Source organism: Pseudomonas sp. rhizo25, assembly GCF_031931935.1.
Lineage (GTDB): Bacteria > Pseudomonadota > Gammaproteobacteria > Pseudomonadales > Pseudomonadaceae > Aquipseudomonas > Aquipseudomonas synxantha.
The window spans coordinates 40,492-57,338 of record NZ_JAUJXA010000008.1; the positions used below are offsets into that span (position 1 = coordinate 40,492).

16 protein-coding genes are annotated in these 16,847 nt (G+C 60.4%); 6 read left to right on the forward strand and 10 right to left on the reverse strand.

Annotated features, from left to right (window positions below; genetic code table 11):
* Nucleotides 1–23: 23 nt before the first annotated feature.
* From QZR30_RS18095 to QZR30_RS18105, 3 genes are all read left to right on the forward strand, one after another.
* Nucleotides 24–353, forward strand: coding sequence for a hypothetical protein (locus tag QZR30_RS18095; protein ID WP_046072302.1), 330 nt, complete (start codon nucleotides 24–26; stop codon nucleotides 351–353).
* 89 nt (nucleotides 354–442) lie between these two features.
* Complete coding sequence (locus QZR30_RS18100; protein ID WP_046072303.1) at nucleotides 443–889, forward strand: GNAT family N-acetyltransferase; 447 nt, start codon at nucleotides 443–445, stop codon at nucleotides 887–889.
* Nucleotides 890–892: 3 nt separating this feature from the next.
* Nucleotides 893–1,150: a hypothetical protein gene (locus tag QZR30_RS18105; RefSeq protein WP_046072304.1), complete on the forward strand. Its 258-nt coding sequence runs from the start codon at nucleotides 893–895 to the stop codon at nucleotides 1,148–1,150.
* 303 nt (nucleotides 1,151–1,453) lie between these two features.
* Here the strand turns inward: QZR30_RS18105 and QZR30_RS18110 are convergent, their stop codons facing one another.
* Nucleotides 1,454–1,816, reverse strand: coding sequence for an NUDIX hydrolase (locus QZR30_RS18110; protein WP_046072735.1), 363 nt, complete (start codon nucleotides 1,814–1,816; stop codon nucleotides 1,454–1,456).
* 128 nt (nucleotides 1,817–1,944) lie between these two features.
* Between QZR30_RS18110 and QZR30_RS18115 the strand changes: the two genes are divergently transcribed.
* The 3 genes from QZR30_RS18115 to QZR30_RS18125 all read left to right on the forward strand — a co-directional run bounded on the left by QZR30_RS18115 (nucleotide 1,945) and on the right by QZR30_RS18125 (nucleotide 4,302).
* Nucleotides 1,945–2,922 carry a Gfo/Idh/MocA family protein gene (locus QZR30_RS18115; RefSeq protein ID WP_046072305.1) on the forward strand — a complete coding sequence of 326 codons (978 nt, stop codon included), beginning with the start codon at nucleotides 1,945–1,947 and terminating at the stop codon, nucleotides 2,920–2,922.
* Nucleotides 2,923–2,967: 45 nt separating this feature from the next.
* Nucleotides 2,968–3,597: a ribonuclease T2 family protein gene (locus tag QZR30_RS18120; protein ID WP_046072306.1), complete on the forward strand. Its 630-nt coding sequence runs from the start codon at nucleotides 2,968–2,970 to the stop codon at nucleotides 3,595–3,597.
* Between the two features lie 117 nt (nucleotides 3,598–3,714).
* Nucleotides 3,715–4,302, forward strand: coding sequence for a LysE family translocator (locus QZR30_RS18125; protein WP_046072307.1), 588 nt, complete (start codon nucleotides 3,715–3,717; stop codon nucleotides 4,300–4,302).
* On the opposite strand, the gene QZR30_RS18130 is transcribed toward QZR30_RS18125, so the two are convergent.
* From QZR30_RS18130 to QZR30_RS18170, 9 genes are all read right to left on the reverse strand, one after another.
* On the reverse strand, nucleotides 4,244–5,137 hold the full coding sequence (locus QZR30_RS18130; protein ID WP_046072308.1) for an AraC family transcriptional regulator: 894 nt from the start codon (nucleotides 5,135–5,137) through the stop codon (nucleotides 4,244–4,246). The genes QZR30_RS18125 and QZR30_RS18130 overlap by 59 nt on opposite strands.
* A gap of 65 nt (nucleotides 5,138–5,202) precedes the next feature.
* Complete coding sequence (locus QZR30_RS18135) at nucleotides 5,203–7,665, reverse strand: TonB-dependent siderophore receptor (protein ID WP_274358400.1); 2,463 nt, start codon at nucleotides 7,663–7,665, stop codon at nucleotides 5,203–5,205.
* Nucleotides 7,666–7,764: 99 nt separating this feature from the next.
* Nucleotides 7,765–8,715 (reverse strand): FecR domain-containing protein, encoded by a 951-nt coding sequence (locus QZR30_RS18140; protein ID WP_274358401.1) that lies wholly within the window; start codon nucleotides 8,713–8,715, stop codon nucleotides 7,765–7,767.
* Complete coding sequence (locus QZR30_RS18145; RefSeq protein WP_274358402.1) at nucleotides 8,712–9,233, reverse strand: sigma-70 family RNA polymerase sigma factor; 522 nt, start codon at nucleotides 9,231–9,233, stop codon at nucleotides 8,712–8,714. Before QZR30_RS18145 ends, QZR30_RS18140 begins: the two co-directional genes overlap by 4 nt.
* A 158-nt stretch (nucleotides 9,234–9,391) precedes the next feature.
* A complete protein-coding gene (locus QZR30_RS18150; RefSeq protein ID WP_274358403.1) occupies nucleotides 9,392–10,993 on the reverse strand; it encodes an ABC transporter ATP-binding protein in 1,602 nt (533 codons plus the stop codon).
* Nucleotide 10,994: 1 nt separating this feature from the next.
* Nucleotides 10,995–12,014: an ABC transporter permease gene (locus QZR30_RS18155; protein WP_046072313.1), complete on the reverse strand. Its 1,020-nt coding sequence runs from the start codon at nucleotides 12,012–12,014 to the stop codon at nucleotides 10,995–10,997.
* A gap of 1 nt (nucleotide 12,015) precedes the next feature.
* Nucleotides 12,016–13,089, reverse strand: a complete 1,074-nt coding sequence (locus tag QZR30_RS18160) for a microcin C ABC transporter permease YejB (protein ID WP_046072314.1) — start codon at nucleotides 13,087–13,089, stop codon at nucleotides 12,016–12,018.
* Nucleotides 13,090–14,928 carry an extracellular solute-binding protein gene (locus QZR30_RS18165; protein WP_046072315.1) on the reverse strand — a complete coding sequence of 613 codons (1,839 nt, stop codon included), beginning with the start codon at nucleotides 14,926–14,928 and terminating at the stop codon, nucleotides 13,090–13,092.
* Nucleotides 14,925–16,760, reverse strand: coding sequence for an extracellular solute-binding protein (locus tag QZR30_RS18170; protein WP_056846444.1), 1,836 nt, complete (start codon nucleotides 16,758–16,760; stop codon nucleotides 14,925–14,927). Before QZR30_RS18170 ends, QZR30_RS18165 begins: the two co-directional genes overlap by 4 nt.
* Nucleotides 16,761–16,847 lie beyond the last annotated feature (87 nt).

Here is a 16,847-nt window from a genome sequence, read left to right on the forward strand (position 1 = left end):
CAGGTGGTTAGCCGAGGATGCAAATGCGCACTGTGGGAATGATGCTGATTGCCTGCTCCCTGGCCGGCGGCGCGGCTGCCGTGCAGGCCAGGGAATTGCGCGAGGGCGACAAGTACATGTGCAGCTGGGGCGCGGGCACTGCTGCCAGGGCTCAGGAACTCAAGTTGTCCGGGGTATCGCTGTACGCCGCTCGGCAGAAGATCCAAAGCATCAAGTTCAACAAATCGTGGATGCGCATGATGGCCATGGGCATTACCGAACAGACCTATGACAGTCGTTCACGGCTTAAGCCGGAGGCGATTCGCAAGAGCTTTTATCAGGATTGTTTGCGGTATAAGGTGGCGCGTAAATAACTGCGTGCCACGCACTGGCGCTTACAAATCCACGACAATCTCAATGTAGGTATTTGCATACAATCACCCACTTCTTCATGGAGGCCTGTATGCAAGTGCTTATTCGAGCGGCAACAGCCGATGACGTTGACACGCTGTGTGCTATCCGCACCTCGGTGGTGCAAAACCATTTGAGTCTTGAACAGATGGCCGACCTGGGCATTACCCCACAGGCACTGGTCGATACCCTGAGTGCGGCGCCCTGCGCCTGGATCGCGGAAGTGGATGGCCAGGCGGCCGGGTTTTCCATGGTTGACCTGGCCGAAGGCGAAGTGTTCGCGATGTTCGTGTTGCCCACCTATGAAAACCTTGGGCTGGGGCGCCAGCTGATGGCGTTGGCCGAGGCGGCATTGTTTGAACACCACGACAAGCTGTATCTGGTCACCGACGGGCGCGATGACATTCGCGCCAATGGCTTCTACCAGCGCCTGGGCTGGTCCGTCGTGGGCCGTGTCGAGGGCGACGACGTTCGTTATGAAAAGGGCAGGGCGCCGTAGGCCATGGATGCGCCGCCGCCAGCGTCCAACAGCTTGCGTTATCTCGCGGTTGGCGTGCTGTGCGTCGCGGTGCTATTGGGGTTCTATTTCGTTCAGATCAACGCCAAGGCAGACCGCCAGCGTGAAGACGCCGCCGAACGCCTCGCGCTGTGCCGTCACCTGGAATGGGTCGCGGGTGCGACCGCTTCTCGTAACGACGAGCTTCGCCAAACGTGCACGCAACTGAGCGATCAGTTATTCAAGCGGGCGACGTCACATTGATTAATAACCCTATTTTATAAACGGAATTGCTTGAGGAATATCTGCGCTACTTGCACCAAAAAGTGGCAATCCTATTATCCGTTACCATAAAAAACATGTGGTTATTGAATGGCTTACGCAATATGTAATCCGACGAAAGGATTAAAATATTGTTGTTACAGGTTTTTACAGTCGCTACTATACCCGGGCGTTCACCTCCCACGGTTTATGCATTTTTAAATCCCAAGTTTCCATCAGCTACTTGGGATTTTTTTTGCCTGCGATTTGACCTGGGGATTGAATTTCAGAACATTTCATCTGGCGTCAGAGACGACGCAGGAAGGATTTGACGATGTGGCGGGTGGCATCGGTGGTGTCCAGTTCATCCAGGGCACCGTAGGCATACCACTGGCAGTCCACGATCTCATTGCATGGCCGTGCCTGGTCGATATTCACCACCGAGGCTTCGAACACATGGTGCAGGGTGTCGCGGGTCTTGAGTTCCTGTAAATACAGCAAGCCGTCCACATTTAATCCGGTTTCTTCTTCCAACTCGCGTTCCGCCGCGCCGACCGGGCGCTCGTCGGGCTCGACCTTGCCGCCTGGCAACGCCCATTTGGACCGGGCTTTGCGCACGAAGAGAATATGCTCCTCATGTGCGCAAATGACCGTTGCACGTATTTTCAATGCCTGTACCTCCCGCAGCGCGATCAATGTCATAAAAGTGTAATGCAATTGTCATGCTAAGTGGTTATGGCGTGCCGGGGCCGGTATGTGGATACTGCCGGTTTGACGAATACGAGCGAGGACATTCAATGAAGACCATACGCTGGGGCATGATCGGCTGTGGCAATGTCACTGAATTGAAGAGTGGACCGGCTTTCTATAAAGCGCCAGGTTCGGCACTGGTGGCCGTAATGGGCAGGCGTATCGAAGCGGTGCGCGATTATGCGGCGCGGCACGGTATAGCGCGTTTCTATACCGACGCCCAGGCACTGATCAACGACCCTGAGGTGGACGCCGTCTACATCGCCACGCCGCCTGACAGCCACCTTGAATACGCGCTGATGGTGGCGGCGGCGGGTAAGCATTGTTGCGTCGAAAAGCCCATGTCGCTGAACGCTGAACAGAGTGCGTTGATGCAGCGCACCTTCGAACGCGCCGGGCTGCATCTGTTTGTTTCCTATTATCGGCGCTCGTTGCCCCGCTTCCAGCAAGTGCGTACCTGGTTGCAGGAAGGTCGTATCGGTGCATTGCGCCACCTGACCTGGACCCTGTGCAAGCCGGCTGCTGCAGCTGATAGCAGCGCCGCCAATTGGCGCACCGACCCGGCGATTGCCGGTGGCGGATATTTCGCCGACCTGGCCAGCCATGGCTTCGATCTTTTCCAGTACCTGGCTGGCGATATCGTCGAGGTCTCGGGCTATACCGCGCGACAGGCCGGACGCTATGCAGCAGAAGATGCGGTAACCGCCTGCTGGACCTTTGCCAGCGGTGCGTTGGGCATGGGCTGCTGGAACTTCGTGGCGGACCGTCGTGAGGATCGTGTCGAGTTGATCGGTAGCCTGGGGCGCATCCAGTTCTCGGTGTTCGAGGACCAGCCACTGCGCCTTGAAGGCGAGACCACCGAAGTACTGGAAGTGCCATGCCATGCCCATATCCAGTGGCACCACGTACTGAACATGAACGCCCATATTCGCGGGGAGGCCGAGCATCCGTCGCTGGCGATCGAGGCGTTGAAGACCGATATCATCCTGGACAAGGTGTTACAACGTTACTCCCAGCATCCCTAGCCGTTGCAATAGCGTGAGGCTTCATTTTTTCAAAGGAATACCGGGATGAAATACTGGATGGTGTTGTGGCTGCTGATCGCTACAGGTGCAACGGCGGCGTCGCGCAACCAAGGGTCGGCAGGAGAGTTTGATTTTTATGTGCTGTCACTGTCGTGGTCACCGACGTTCTGCCTGACGCACCCAGGCAATGAGCAGTGCTCGGGCAAGGGCTATGGGTTTGTGCTGCACGGCTTGTGGCCGCAATACGCACGGGGCGGTTGGCCGGCCTCGTGTGCGCCCCAGTCGCGCTTGAGCGATGAAGAAATGGAAAAGGGCGCGGCGCTGTTTCCAACCCGTGCGTTGCTCAAGCATGAGTGGGCCAAGCATGGTACCTGCAGCGGGCTCGAGCCGCTGGAGTATCTGGAAAGGACCGACACGGCGCTTGGCGTGGTGGTTATCCCGCAACAGCTGCAGCCGTTCAATACACCGCCGTCGATGCAGGCACAGGAAATCGAGGCGCTGTTTCGCGAGAGCAACCCACGCATGGGCAATCACGGGCTGGCGGTGATCTGCAAGGGCAAGGTGCTCTCGGAGGTGCGCGTGTGCCTGACCAAGGACCTGGCGTTTGCCGGCTGCCCGCGCAGTGTGAAAAGCCAGTGCCGAGACGGTGATATCCGTATTCCTACCCAACGCTGAATGCCAATTCCAGCAGTGGGTATGGAGCAGGGCAGAGGGGCATTTTGTTCAATACCTTGATCGTTGCACGCGTTACCGTGATCTCAACCTCGTTTGGCATCACAAGAAGGAACTGCAATGAGCTTGATCATTTCCATGGCCGCTTTCGCCCTCGCCACCTCCATCACCCCTGGGCCGGTCAATGTCGTCGCCCTGAGCAGCGGCGCGCGCTTCGGTTTTGCCGCCAGCCAGAAGCATGTGTTCGGTGCCGCCGTCGGCTTCACCTTGTTGCTGGTGCTGATCGGCCTGGGCCTGCATGAAGTGCTGGTGCGCTGGCCGATCCTGACCCAACTGATCCAGTGGGGCGGGGTCGCCTTCCTGCTGTACATGGCCTGGAAGCTGGCGGTGGACGATGGTCGCCTGGACGCCGACGGTACGGCAACCGCGCCGTCGATGTTGTACGGCGCGATCATGCAGTGGCTCAACCCGAAAGCCTGGCTGGCATGCGTGGCGGGCATGGGCCTGTTTGCGGCCGATGGCGACGCTGGGCAGGTGTGGTTGTTTGCGGCGCTGTACCTGGTGATCTGCTACCTGTCGGTGGCGTGCTGGGCGTATGCCGGGACATTTTTGCGCCGCTACTTGAGCAACCCCCGGGGCGTGCGCCTGTTCAACCGCTCAATGGCCGCGTTGCTGGTGGCCAGTGTGGGTTATTTGCTGATGGCTTGAGGTTTTCGCGGTACTGCCCCGGCGTGGCGGCGAAGTGCTGTTTGAAGGTGCGCTGGAAATGCGCCTGGTCGGCAAAGCCTGCGGCCAGGGCGACGTCGGCAATCAGTGCACCGTTGCGCAGTTGGCTGCGGGCAAACTGGATGCGTCGGTTGACCATGAACGCGTGGGGCGTCAACCCATAATACTGCTTGAATGCGCGTATCAGATAGGACGGCGACAGCTCGGCCGCCTGGCAAATGTCTTCGAGTTTCAATGCCTCGATGCAGTGGGTGCGGATGTACTCGGCGGCGCGTTCCAGCTTGTGGTTGACCTCACGCACCGGTGCCAGCGAAGGATTGAGGCGCTGTTGCACCTCGGTGAAATAGCTCACCAGCGCGCTTTGTTTCTGCAGCAGGTCGGCGTGCTCGTCCAGCAGTATGCGGTACAGTTCAAGCAAGCCGTGGTACAGCCGCGTGTCGCGGGTGTGAGGCGTGTCGAATGGCCGATAACCCTGCTCGGTGCTGAAACCCAGTTGGTATTGCAGGTCGGTCAGCCACGGCGTGTCGAGGTACAGCATGTGATAGGACCAAGGCTGGTCATGGATAGGGTTGCACGCATGCACGTCGCCCGGGTTCATCAGCACCACCGTGCCGGCGCCGATCTCGAAGGTCTGGGCACCGTAGTGATAATAACTGCGCCCGGTGGTGATCGCGCCGATGGAGAAGTGCTCGTGGGCATGCCGGGTGTAAGTGACCTTGCGCCCGTCGGCGATGGTCCGCGCCTCGATGAACGGCAAGCGTTCGTCGCGCCAGAAGCGCGGCGCATGCTCGGGTCGGGCAGTAGTGTTCGTCGACATGGCGGTGGCTCTATCCCTTGAGAGATCGAGGGGTAATCATTACACACACCGCCAGGGGCGTCAGCCTAGAAGTCCCATTTGGTCGCCAGTTGCAGGCTGCGCGGTTCGCCGTAGAAACCGGTGCCAAAGTTGCCCAGACCGGTGTAGTACTTTTTGTCGAACAGGTTCTTCACATTCAAGGTCGTGCTCAGGTGCTCGTTGAAGCGGTAGCGCGCCATCACGTCTACCAGGTAGTAGCTGTCCTGGGTGATACGTGAGGTGTGGCCAAAATTGACCGTGTCGTTCGGGTCTGGCTGGAACACGTTGCCGAAGAACTCGCTCTGCCAGTTCACCCCGCCGCCCACGGTGAGGTTCTGCAGGGCGCCGGGCAGGCGATAGGAGCTGAACAGGCGCACCACCTGCTGCGGGGTGGTGGTTTGCAGTACCGAGCTGTACACGTAGCCGTTATTGGCATCACGGGTATGCTGGTAGGTGTAGCCGGCAGAAATATTCCAGCCGTCCAGCACTTCACCGGATAGCTCGGCCTCGAAGCCCTTGGTAGTGGCGCCAGCGATCGGGCGGTACACCGAGTCGGTTTCAAAGCCTGAAACGTACTCGGCGACATTGTCCTGCTCGATACGGAACGCAGCAAAACTGGCGTTCAGGCGACCGTCGTAGAACGCGGCCTTGAGACCGGCCTCATAGGTATCGCCTTCGATCGGGTCGAGCAGCTTGCGGTCGACGTCCTTGCTGTTTTGCGGGCGGTAGATCTGGGTATAGCTGGTGTATACCGACCAGGTATCATTGAGGTCGTAGACGATGCCGGCATAGGGTGTGACCACGCCGCTCTGGTGGTAGGTGGTGTGGTTGTCGGCCTTGGTCGGGTCGTAGAAATCGGTGGTGTCGGTCCCGCTGAAAGTACTCACGCGGGTACCGAGGATCACTGAGAGGTCATCGGTGGGTTTCAAGCGCGTGGCCAGGTAGGCGCCGGTCTGGCGTTGCACGATATCGTTCTGGCCGCTGCGCGGGATATCTGGTTTGGCGTATTCACCGTGCCAGTCAAAGATACTGCCGCCCACCGGCGGGTAGATCGAGCCGTACACCGGCACGTCCTGCTTCGAACGGGTGGCCATGAAACCCATGATCAGCTCATGTTCGCGGCCAAACAGGCTGAACGGCCCGCTGAGGTTGACGTCCAGGGTGTTCTGCACCTGATCGCCTTTGTACTTGCCCATGAACATATACATGCCGTCGCCGCTGACCGGGTTGGGGTTGCCGCCACTGGCCGAGCCGAGCAGGGTGTCGTGCTGGCTGCGCTTGCGGTCGAGGCTGACTTTGAGCGACCAGTCATTGGCCAGTTGTTGTTGCAGCGAGGCGAACAGGGTCTGGTTCTGGAAGTCGCGGCGGCTCCAGTCGGCAGCCGGGTTGAACGAGCGCGAAAAGTTGGTGCGCGCGCCATTGCTGAAGTACATCGGGAAACCGGTCCAACTGGCGCCGCGGGAGCGGGTGTCCTGCTGGTCGATGCCGAAGGTCAGCAGGGTGTCGGGGGTGAGGTCCGCTTCGAGGATGCCGTAGGCGATGTCCTTGGTGTTCTGGTAGTGGTCCAGGTACGACTGGCGGTCCTGGTAGACACCGACAAAGCGCCCGCGTACGTTGCCCGATTCGGTCAACGGGCCGGAGATGTCGCCCTCGGTGCGGTAGTTGTCCCAGGAGCCGAAGGTCTGGGTGACCGAAGCCTTGAAGGCCTTGGTCGGCTTTTTGCGGATCAGGTTGACCGTGGCCGATGGGTCACCGGAACCGCTGAGCAGACCGGCCGAGCCCTTGATGATTTCCACATGGTCGTACACCGCCATGTCGGTGCTGGTGGTGCCGTAGTCATACACGCCGTCGTAGGTGGAGTTGACACCGTCGTACTGGAAATTGGTGATCGGCAGTCCTCGACTGGAGAACTCCCAGCGTTCGCTGTCGTAATTCTGCACGCTGACACCGGGGGCGCGGCGCAGGGTGTCGGCGATGCTGGTAGAGCCCTGGTCGTCCATTTGCTGGCGAGTGATCACCGTGACCGATTGTGGAGTCTCGCGCATCGACAGCGGCAAGCCGGTGGCCGAAGCCATGGAACCTGTGGTGTACGACTGGGTATCTTCGGTGGTGGCGCCCAGGGCCTGGCCGGAGATCGTCGTGGCGCCCAATTCCAGTGCGCCAGTATTGGCCGGGGCCGGCTCCAGCACGTAGCCGTGGTTGCCTTGGGGCACGGCCTGCAAACCGCTGCCCTGCAACAGGCGCTGCAAGCCGCTGGCTGCGGTGTAGCTGCCATTCAGGCCTGGGCTGGTTTTGCCAGCAGCCAGATTGTTGTGGCCGGCGATAAAGATCCCCGATTGCTCGGCAAAATGGTTCAACACACTGATCAGCGAGCCGCCGTCGATGCGATAACTTCGGGCCTCTTCCTGGGTCGACGGCGACTGGACGGCGTGCACCGTCGGTGCGCCGAGGCAAAACAGCGAGGTGGCCAGCGCCAATGGGCGCAGCGCAAAGCGAGCAGGTTGCGGCATGAAGGTGTCCCTTGGAAGCAAATCGAACGGCGAATTGAAAACGTCTGCTGGGTTAACCGAACGAGTTGTGGAAAAGGGAACTGAGTGTTGTAAGTTTTTTCACCGCGGACTGACGCTGACCCACCACGGCATCAGCCTGTCGACCCGGATCGGCAATGCGGCTTGCAGCAGATGCAGGGCGTGGTCGCTGTCTTTGAGCGGGAAAGAGCCCATCACCGGTAACTGCGCCACGGCGGGGTCACAGCCCAGATGGCCGGGACGATAGCGGTTGAGCTCGGCGATCAGTTGGCCCAGTGGCAGGTTATCGGCAAGCAGCACACCACGACTCCAGGCTTCGCGGGCCGGTGATGCGCTGACCGTTGCATTGAAGCCCGCACGAGAGAATGAAACCTGCTGGCCTGCCTCGATGATGCGTTCCTGTTCATTGACGGCATGCACCTTCACCCGGCCCTCGAACACATTGAGCTGGGTGTAATCGTCGCCTTGCAGCACGCTGAAGCGGGTGCCCAGTGCCTGCATGCGCCCGTAGTCGGTGTCTACCAGGAATGGACGGTTGAGGTCCTTGGCCGTGTCGATCAGCACTTCGCCAAAACGCAGGCGCAGCAAGCGTAGCGTTGGATCGAAACGCACATCCAATGCGCTCAAGGTGTTCAACCAGATATGGCTGCCATCGGCCAGCAGCGTGTCCTGGGTCTCACCGCTGCTGGTGGCGTAATCGGCGCTCCAGCCGCCGACCAGACGGGGCAGGGCGGTGGTACGCCAAGTGCCCCAGGCCAGTGTCGAACCGGCACAGAGCACCAGCAGGGTCTTGAGGGTCTGGCGCCGTGAGGTGCGCAGGGCGTGACTGGCGCCATGGGCTTGTTCCATCAAGGGTGTAAAACGCCGGCTGACCCGTTCCACGTACTGCCAGGCCGCCTGATGCTCGGGGTTCTGCGCCATCCAGGTCTGCCAGCGCTGCTGCTCCTGAGCACTGCCTAGATCCTGCAGGCGCACATACCACTGCGCGGCCTGTTCCAGGCTGGCATGGCTGAGTTTGCCGGGCAGGCTCATTGCACCAGCAGCCCGTCGAGCTCGGCTTCCAGGATCGCGCAGTGCAGCAGGGCCTGGGCCAAGTACTTCTTGACCATGCGCTCACCTACGCCGACTTGCGTGGCGATCTGTTTATAGGGCAGGCCATGCAGTTGTGCGAGCAGGAAGGCTTCGCGCACCTTGCTGGGCAGGCGCGCCAGCATGGCGTCCACTTCGTAGAGGGTCTCAACGATGATGGCGCGCTGTTCCGGTGACGGCTGGGTGGCTTGCGGGCGCTGCGCCAGGCTGTCCAACCAAGCTTTTTCCAGTTGGCGACGGCGCCAGTGGTCGATGCACAAGCCACGGGCGATGGTGGCGAGGTAGGAGCGCTGGCCTACCTGATCGGTCTCGCTGAGCGGGCGGTTAAGGATTCGGATGAAAGTGTCGTGGGCCAGGTCGGCGGCATCCCAATGGTCGTTTAGGCGTCGGCGCAGCAGGCCAAGTAGCCAGCCGTGGTGGGTGCCGTAGAGGTGGGTGAAAGAGGTCGACACAATATCCATCCCGCGCAAGAGGATCGGCGTAAATAAGAATTGGTCGCGATTAAAGCAAAGGGTAGCGATGTGCGCAAATGATATTGGTTTGCTATTGAGGGACTTGGCTGTGCACTATTCATGTGGGAGGGGGCAAGCCCCTCTCTCACATTTCGCCCCACGTTCCGTCACGCAGGTACTAGAAAGGCTGCTTTGAGCAACTGCCGGGTGTAGGCGTGCTGCGGGTCAGCAAAAATATCTCGCGCATCACCTTGCTCCACCACCTGGCCTTGCTTGACCACCATCAACTGGTGACTCAGCGCCTTCACCACCGCCAGATCATGGCTGATAAACAGGTAGGTCAGGTTGTACTTGGCCTGCAGGCCGCGCAGCAATTCCACCACCTGGCGTTGTACCGTGCGGTCCAGGGCCGAGGTGGGTTCGTCCAGCAAAATCAGGCGCGGCTTGAGCACCAGGGCGCGGGCGATGGCGATGCGTTGGCGTTGGCCGCCGGAGAACTCATGGGGGTAACGATGGCGGGATTCGGGGTCCAGCCCCACCTCTTTGAGCGCTGCGATGATCGCGGCTTCCTGCTCGGCAGGCGTGCCCATCTTGTGGATGCGCAGGCCCTCGCCGACGATCTCGCTGACGCACATGCGAGGGCTCAGGCTGCCGAACGGATCCTGGAACACCACCTGCATTTCCCGGCGCAACGGGCGCACCTGCTGCTGGGTGAGCTTGTCCAGTTGCTGGCCTTCGAAGCGAATCCCGCCTTGGCTGCCGATCAAGCGCAGGATCGCCAGCCCCAGGGTGGACTTGCCCGAGCCGCTTTCACCCACAATACCCAGGGTCTGGCCCTGGGGCAGGCTGAAGTTGATACCGTCCACGGCCTTGACGTAGTCGACGGTGTTGCGCAAAAAGCCTTTCTTGATCGGAAACCAGACTTTCAGGTCGTCGACTTCCAGCAACGGTGGGCCCACCGCGTTGTTGGCCGGCCCACCGCTGGGCTCCGCCGCCAGCAACTCCTGGGTGTAGGGGTGCTGGGGTGACTGGAACAGCGTCTCGCAATCGGCCTGCTCGACGATGCAGCCCTGTTGCATCACACACACGCGGTGGGCGATGCGTCGCACCAGGTTGAGGTCGTGGCTGATCAACAACAGCGCCATGCCCAAGCGTGCCTGCAACTCCTTGAGCAGTTCGAGGATCTTCAACTGCACGGTTACATCGAGGGCCGTGGTCGGCTCATCGGCAATCAGCAGTTCCGGCTCGTTGGCCAGGGCCATGGCGATCATCACTCGCTGGCGCTGGCCGCCGGACAGTTCGTGGGGCAGGGCCTTGAGGCGCTTGTGCGGCTCGGGGATGCCCACCAGTTCCAGCAACTCCAGGGTGCGCAAGGTGGCGACTTTGCCGGTGAGGCCCTTGTGCAGGCCGAGTACTTCGTTGATCTGCTTCTCGATGCAATGCAGCGGGTTCAACGAGGTCATCGGCTCCTGGAAGATCATTGCGATGCGGTTACCGCGAATATGCCGCAGGGTCTTTTCCTTGAGGGTCAGCAGGTCTTGCCCGGCATATTCGATGGTCCCGGACGGGTGCCTTGCCAACGGGTAGGGCAGCAGGCGCAGGATCGAATGGGCCGTCACCGATTTGCCGGAACCGCTTTCACCGACCAACGCCAGGGTTTCGCCACGCTTGATGTCGAAGCTGACGTGATTGACCACGCGATGGTGATGCTCGCCCGTGACGAACTCGACACTCAGGTCGCGGATTTCGATCAGATTGTCCTGAGTCATCTCATTTCCTCGGGTCGAACGCATCGCGAGCGGACTCGCCGATAAACACCAGCAAACTCAACATGATCGCCAGCACCGCGAAGGCACTCATGCCCAGCCACGGCGCCTGCAGGTTGGATTTGCCCTGGGCTACCAGTTCACCCAACGACGGCGAACCCGCCGGCAGCCCGAAGCCGAGGAAATCCAGGGCGGTCAGGGTGCCAATGGCGCCGGTGAGGATGAAGGGCAGGAAGGTCATGGTCGAGACCATCGCATTGGGCAGGATATGGCGGAACATGATCGCGCCGTTCTGCATGCCCAACGCCCGTGCCGCACGCACGTATTCAAGGTTGCGCCCACGCAGGAACTCGGCACGCACCACGTCTACCAGGCTCATCCACGAAAACAGCAGCATGATCCCCAGCAGCCACCAGAAGTTGGGCTGCACGAAGCTGGCGAGGATGATCAGCAGGTAGAGCACCGGCAGCCCGGACCAGATCTCCAGAAAGCGCTGGCCGGCCAGGTCGACCCAGCCGCCGTAGAAGCCCTGCAAGGCACCGGCAATCACGCCGATGATCGAACTGAGCACGGTCAGGGTCAGGGCAAACAGCACCGATACGCGAAAACCATAGATCACTCGCGCCAGCACATCACGGCCCTGATCATCGGTGCCCAGCAGGTTGGTGCTCGAGGGGGGCGCGGGGGCGGGGACCTTCAGGTCGTAGTTGATGCTTTGGTAGCTGAACGGGATTGGCGCCCAGAGCGTCCAGGCGTCCTTGGCCTTGAGCAACTCCTGGATGTACGGGCTCTTGTAGTTGGCTTCCAGGGGGAACTCGCCGCCGAAGGTGGTCTCCGGGTAGCGCTTGAGTGCCGGGAAGTACCAGCCGCCGTCGAAGTGCACGGCCAGGGGCTTATCGTTGGCGATCAACTCGGCGCCCAGGCTCAGCACGAACAGGATCAGGAACAGCCACAGCGACCACCAGCCACGCTTGTTGGCCTTGAACCGCTCGAACCGGCGGCGATTGAGGGGGGACAGGTTCATCTCAATGCTCCCGGCTGGCGAAGTCGATACGCGGATCGACCAGGGTGTAGGTGAGGTCACCGATCAGTTTCACGACCAGCCCCAGCAGGGTGAAGATAAACAGCGTGCCGAACACTACCGGGTAATCGCGGTTGATCGCCGCTTCAAAGCTCATCAGGCCCAGGCCGTCGAGTGAGAAGATCACTTCCACCAGCAACGAGCCGGTAAAGAAGATGCCGATGAAGGCCGAAGGGAAGCCGGCGATTACCAGCAGCATCGCGTTGCGGAACACGTGACCATAGAGCACGCGGTGGTTGGTCAGGCCCTTGGCCTTGGCAGTGACCACGTACTGTTTGTTGATCTCGTCGAGGAAGCTGTTCTTGGTCAGCAGGGTCATGGTTGCGAAGTTGCCGATCACCAGTGCGGTGACGGGCAGGGCCAGGTGCCAGAAGTAATCGAGGATCTTGCCGCTCCAGCTCAACTCGTCGAAGTTGTTGGAGGTCAGCCCGCGCAATGGGAACCAGTCCAGGTAGCTGCCTCCGGCAAACACCACGATCAGCAGGATCGCAAACAGGAACGCCGGGATCGCATAACCGACGATGATCGCCGAGCTGGTCCATACGTCGAAGTGACTGCCGTGACGCGTGGCCTTGGCGATCCCCAGGGGGATCGATACCAGGTACATGATCAGGGTGCTCCATAGCCCGAGGGAGATGGACACTGGCATCTTTTCCTTGATCAGGTCGATGACCTTGGCGTCACGAAAGAAGCTGTCGCCGAAATCCAGCTGGGCGTAGTTCTTGACCATGATCCACAAACGTTCCGGCGCCGACTTGTCGAAGCCGTACATCTTTTCGATTTCCTGGATCAGCGCCGGGTCCAGGCCCTGGGCACCACGGTAGCTGGAACCGGCCACCGCCACTTCGGCACCGCCGCCGGCGATGCGGCTGGTGGCGCCGTCAAAACCTTCGAGCTTGGCGATCATCTGCTCCACCGGGCCCCCGGGGGCGGCCTGGATGATGACGAAGTTGATCAGCAGGATCCCGAACAGTGTGGGGATGATCAGCAACAGGCGGCGAACAATATAGGCTAGCATTCAATCGCCTCCGCTCGCCGTATCGGCGTTTTGCGTGGGGTCCAGGGAGACCGCAGGCTTGACGTCGGGTTTGGCCCACCAGGTGGCCGTGCCCACGTCATAGCGTGGTGAGACCTTCGGATGGCCCAAATGGTCCCAGTACGCCACGCGGAAGGTCTTGATGTGCCAGTTGGGAATTACGTAGTAACCAAACTGGAGTACGCGATCCAACGCCCTGGCGTGGGCTATCAGGCTTTGGCGCGAGCCGGCATCGATCAACTCTTCCACCAGTTGGTCGACAGCGGGGTCCTTGAGGCCCATATAGTTGCGGCTGCCGGGCTTGTCGGCGCTGGAGGACTTCCAGAATTCGCGTTGCTCGTTACCCGGCGAAGTGGATTGCGGAAAGCTGCCCACCAGCATGTCGAAGTCCCGCGAGCGCAGGCGGTTGACGAATTGGGAGACATCCACCCGACGAATCACCAGGTCGATGCCCAGGTCCGCCAGGTTGCGCTTGAATGGCAGCAGGATGCGTTCGAACTCGGTCTGGGCCAGCAGGAACTCGATGGTCACCGGCTTGCCGCTGGTGTCGACCATCTTGTCGTCGACGATCTTCCAACCGGCCTCTTGCAGCAGTTGGTAAGCCTCGCGCTGCTGGGTGCGGATCATGCCGCTGCCATCGGTTCTGGACGGCTCGAAAGCCTGGGTGAAGACTTCGGCAGGGATCTTGTCGCGCAACGGTTCAAGGATCGCCAACTCATCCGGGCCGGGTAAACCGGTGGCGGCCATTTCCGAGTTTTCGAAGTAACTGCGGGTACGGGTGTAGGCGCCATTGAACAGCTGCTTGTTGCTCCATTCGAAATCCAGCAACAGGCTGATGGCCTTGCGCACGCGCACGTCCTGGAACATCGGCTTGCGCGTATTGAACACGAAGCCCTGCATGCCGGTGGGGTTGCCGTTGGGAATTTCTTCCTTGATCAAGCGGCCCTGGGTCACTGCCGGAATGTTATAGGCATTGGCCCAGTTCTTCGCGCTGAACTCCAGCCAGTAGTCGAACTGCCCGGCCTTCAAGGCTTCCAGGGACACGGTGCTGTCGCGGTAGTAATCGGTGATGCGGGTATCGAAATTGTAGAAGCCCTTGGTCACCGGCAGGTCCTTGGCCCAGTAGTCCTTGACCCGCTCGTAGCGAATCATGCGTCCTGGCTTGACCTCCGCCACCTTGTACGGGCCACTGCCCAGGGGAATTTCCAGGTTGCCCTTGGAGAAATCGCGAGTCGCCCACCAGTGCTTGGGCAGTACCGGCAGCTGCCCGAGGATCAGCGGCAACTCACGGTTGTTGGTGCGCTTGAACTTGAACAGCACCCGCAGCGGGTCTTCGGCCACCACTTCATCGACGTCGGCGTAGTAGTTGCGGTACAGCGGGTTACCGTCCTTGATCAGGGTCTGGAAGGTGAACACCACGTCTTCGGCGCGGATCGGGTGGCCATCGTGGAAGCGTGCTTCGGGGCGCAGGTAGAAACGCACCCAGCTGTTGTCCGGGGCCTTTTCGATCTTGCCGGCCACCAGGCCGTATTCGGTAATGGGCTCGTCCAGGCTTTGCACGGCCAGAGTGTCGTAGATCAACTGCAGGTTATCCGCCGGCACGCCCTTGCTGATGTAGAGGTTGAGGCTGTCGAAACCGCCCATGGCCGATTCACGGAAGGTGCCGCCCTTGGGGGCGTCGGGGTTCACGTAGTCAAAATGCTTGAAGTCGGCGGGGTATTTGGGGGGCTCGTTGTAGAGGGTCAGCGCATGTTGCGGGGCGGCTTGCGCTGCGGTGCACAGCAACAGGCTGGCGAGCAGGGTAGTACGCAAAGACATCATTGGGCTTTCTCCGAAGCTTTCAGCCACCATGCGCTCAGGCCCAGGCTATAGGGCGGCGTGGTGACGAAGGCGAACCGGTTGCGGTACGCCAGGCGATGATAGTTGAGGTACCAGTTGGGAATGCTGTAGTGCTGCCACAGCAGCACACGGTCCAGGGCACGGCCGGCGGCCAGTTGTTCTTCGCGGGTCTGCGCCGCCAGCAGTTGGTCCAGCAGGTGATCGACCACCGGGTTGGCGATACCCGCGTAATTTTTGCTGCCCTTGATCGCGGCCTGGCTGGAGTGGAAGTACTGCCACTGCTCAAGACCGGGGCTTAAGGTCTGGTTGAGGGTCATCAGAATCATGTCGAAATCGAATTGATCGAGGCGCTGTTTGTACTGTGCACGGTCGACCGTGCGCAAGCGGGCGTCGATGCCGATGCGGGTCAGATTTTCGACATAAGGTTGCAGGATGCGCTCAAGGTTAGGGTTGACCAGCAGGATCTCCAGGCGCAGCGGTTGCCCGTCCTTATTGAGCAGGCGCTGCCCTTGTCCCGATAGCTTCCAGCCGGCGTCGCCGAGCAAGGCCAGGGCGCGGCGCAGGGTGTCGCGGGGGATGCCGCGACCGTCGGTTTGCGGCAGGTTGAAGGGTTGGGTGAAGAGGGCGGCTGGCAATTGGTCGCGATAAGGGGAAAGCATCAACCACTCATGCCCGGTCGGCAGGCCGCTGGCCGAGAATTCGCTGTTGGGGTAATAGCTCACCGAACGTTTATAGGCGTTGCTGAACAGGGTGCGGTTGGTCCATTCGAAATCGAACATCAACCCCAGGGCTTCGCGCACCTTGGCCTGGCTGAACGCGGGTCGCCGGCTGTTCATGAACAGGCCCTGGCTCTGGGTGGGGATCTGGTGGGCAATCTGCGCCTTGATCACGTCACCGCGATTGACCGCCGGGAAGTTGTAGCCCGTGGCCCAGTTTTTGGCCTGGTGTTCGATATAGATGTCGAATTCGCCGGCCTTGAAGGCTTCAAAGGCCACATCGCTGTCGCGATAGAACTCCACGTCGACTTTATCGTAGTTATAGAAGCCGCGGTTGACCGGCAGGTCCTTGCCCCAGTAATCCTTGACCCGCTCGAACACTAGTTGCCGGCCAGGGGCGACCTTGGTGATGCGATAAGGCCCGCTGCCCAGCGGCGGCTCGAAGGTGGTGGCCTTGAAATCGCGGTTCTTCCAGTAGTGCATGGGCAGCACCGGCAGTTCGCCCAGGCGCAGGATCAGCAATGGGTTGCCGGCACGCTTGAATACAAAGCGGATGCGGTGACGGTTGAGGATATCCACCCGCGCCACTTCCTGCAGGTTGGTGCGGTATTGCGGGTGGCCTTCGGTCAGCAGGGTACGATAGGAAAATGCCACGTCATCGGCAGTGATCGGCTTGCCATCGTGAAAGCGCGCCTCGGGGCGCAAGTTGAAGACCACCCAGCTGCGGTCTTCGCTGTATTCCACTGACTGCGCAATCAGGCCGTAGCTGGAGGTGGGCTCGTCGCCGGATGGCGCGTATTGGCCGGTGCCGACCATCAAGGGTTCGTTCAGCTCATTGACGCCGTATTGCAGGAAATTGCCGGTGGCCACCGGGCTGGTACCCTTGAAAGTATAAGGGTTGAGGGTGTCGAAGGTGCCAAACCCCATGATCCGCAGTGTTCCGCCTTTGGGCGCTGCAGGGTTTACCCAATCGTAATGGGTGAATTTGGCTGGGTACTTGAGTGAGCCGAACTGCGCGTAACCGTGGCTCTCGGTAATCGTCGCGTTCGCAGCAAAGCTCAAGGCCAGACTTATTAGTAGAAGGAGAGGACGCTTCAAGTCAGAGATCCGATCCAGGCGGCTTGGGCTTTATGATCGGTACAGTAACAGCTTGTTCCGGTTGGAAAAAGACTGCTGAGAGCACCC

Coding starts and splice junctions, on each gene's coding strand:
- QZR30_RS18150 (WP_274358403.1), bottom strand. CDS start 10,993: ATGACTCAGGACAATCTGATCGAAATCCGCGACCTGAGTGTCGAGTTC.
- QZR30_RS18135 (WP_274358400.1), bottom strand. CDS start 7,665: ATGCCGCAACCTGCTCGCTTTGCGCTGCGCCCATTGGCGCTGGCCACC.
- QZR30_RS18140 (WP_274358401.1), bottom strand. CDS start 8,715: ATGAGCCTGCCCGGCAAACTCAGCCATGCCAGCCTGGAACAGGCCGCG.
- QZR30_RS18125 (WP_046072307.1), top strand. CDS start 3,715: ATGAGCTTGATCATTTCCATGGCCGCTTTCGCCCTCGCCACCTCCATC.
- QZR30_RS18155 (WP_046072313.1), bottom strand. CDS start 12,014: ATGAACCTGTCCCCCCTCAATCGCCGCCGGTTCGAGCGGTTCAAGGCC.
- QZR30_RS18120 (WP_046072306.1), top strand. CDS start 2,968: ATGAAATACTGGATGGTGTTGTGGCTGCTGATCGCTACAGGTGCAACG.
- QZR30_RS18130 (WP_046072308.1), bottom strand. CDS start 5,137: ATGTCGACGAACACTACTGCCCGACCCGAGCATGCGCCGCGCTTCTGG.
- QZR30_RS18160 (WP_046072314.1), bottom strand. CDS start 13,089: ATGCTAGCCTATATTGTTCGCCGCCTGTTGCTGATCATCCCCACACTG.
- QZR30_RS18105 (WP_046072304.1), top strand. CDS start 893: ATGGATGCGCCGCCGCCAGCGTCCAACAGCTTGCGTTATCTCGCGGTT.
- QZR30_RS18115 (WP_046072305.1), top strand. CDS start 1,945: ATGAAGACCATACGCTGGGGCATGATCGGCTGTGGCAATGTCACTGAA.
- QZR30_RS18095 (WP_046072302.1), top strand. CDS start 24: ATGCGCACTGTGGGAATGATGCTGATTGCCTGCTCCCTGGCCGGCGGC.
- QZR30_RS18100 (WP_046072303.1), top strand. CDS start 443: ATGCAAGTGCTTATTCGAGCGGCAACAGCCGATGACGTTGACACGCTG.
- QZR30_RS18145 (WP_274358402.1), bottom strand. CDS start 9,233: ATGGATATTGTGTCGACCTCTTTCACCCACCTCTACGGCACCCACCAC.
- QZR30_RS18165 (WP_046072315.1), bottom strand. CDS start 14,928: ATGATGTCTTTGCGTACTACCCTGCTCGCCAGCCTGTTGCTGTGCACC.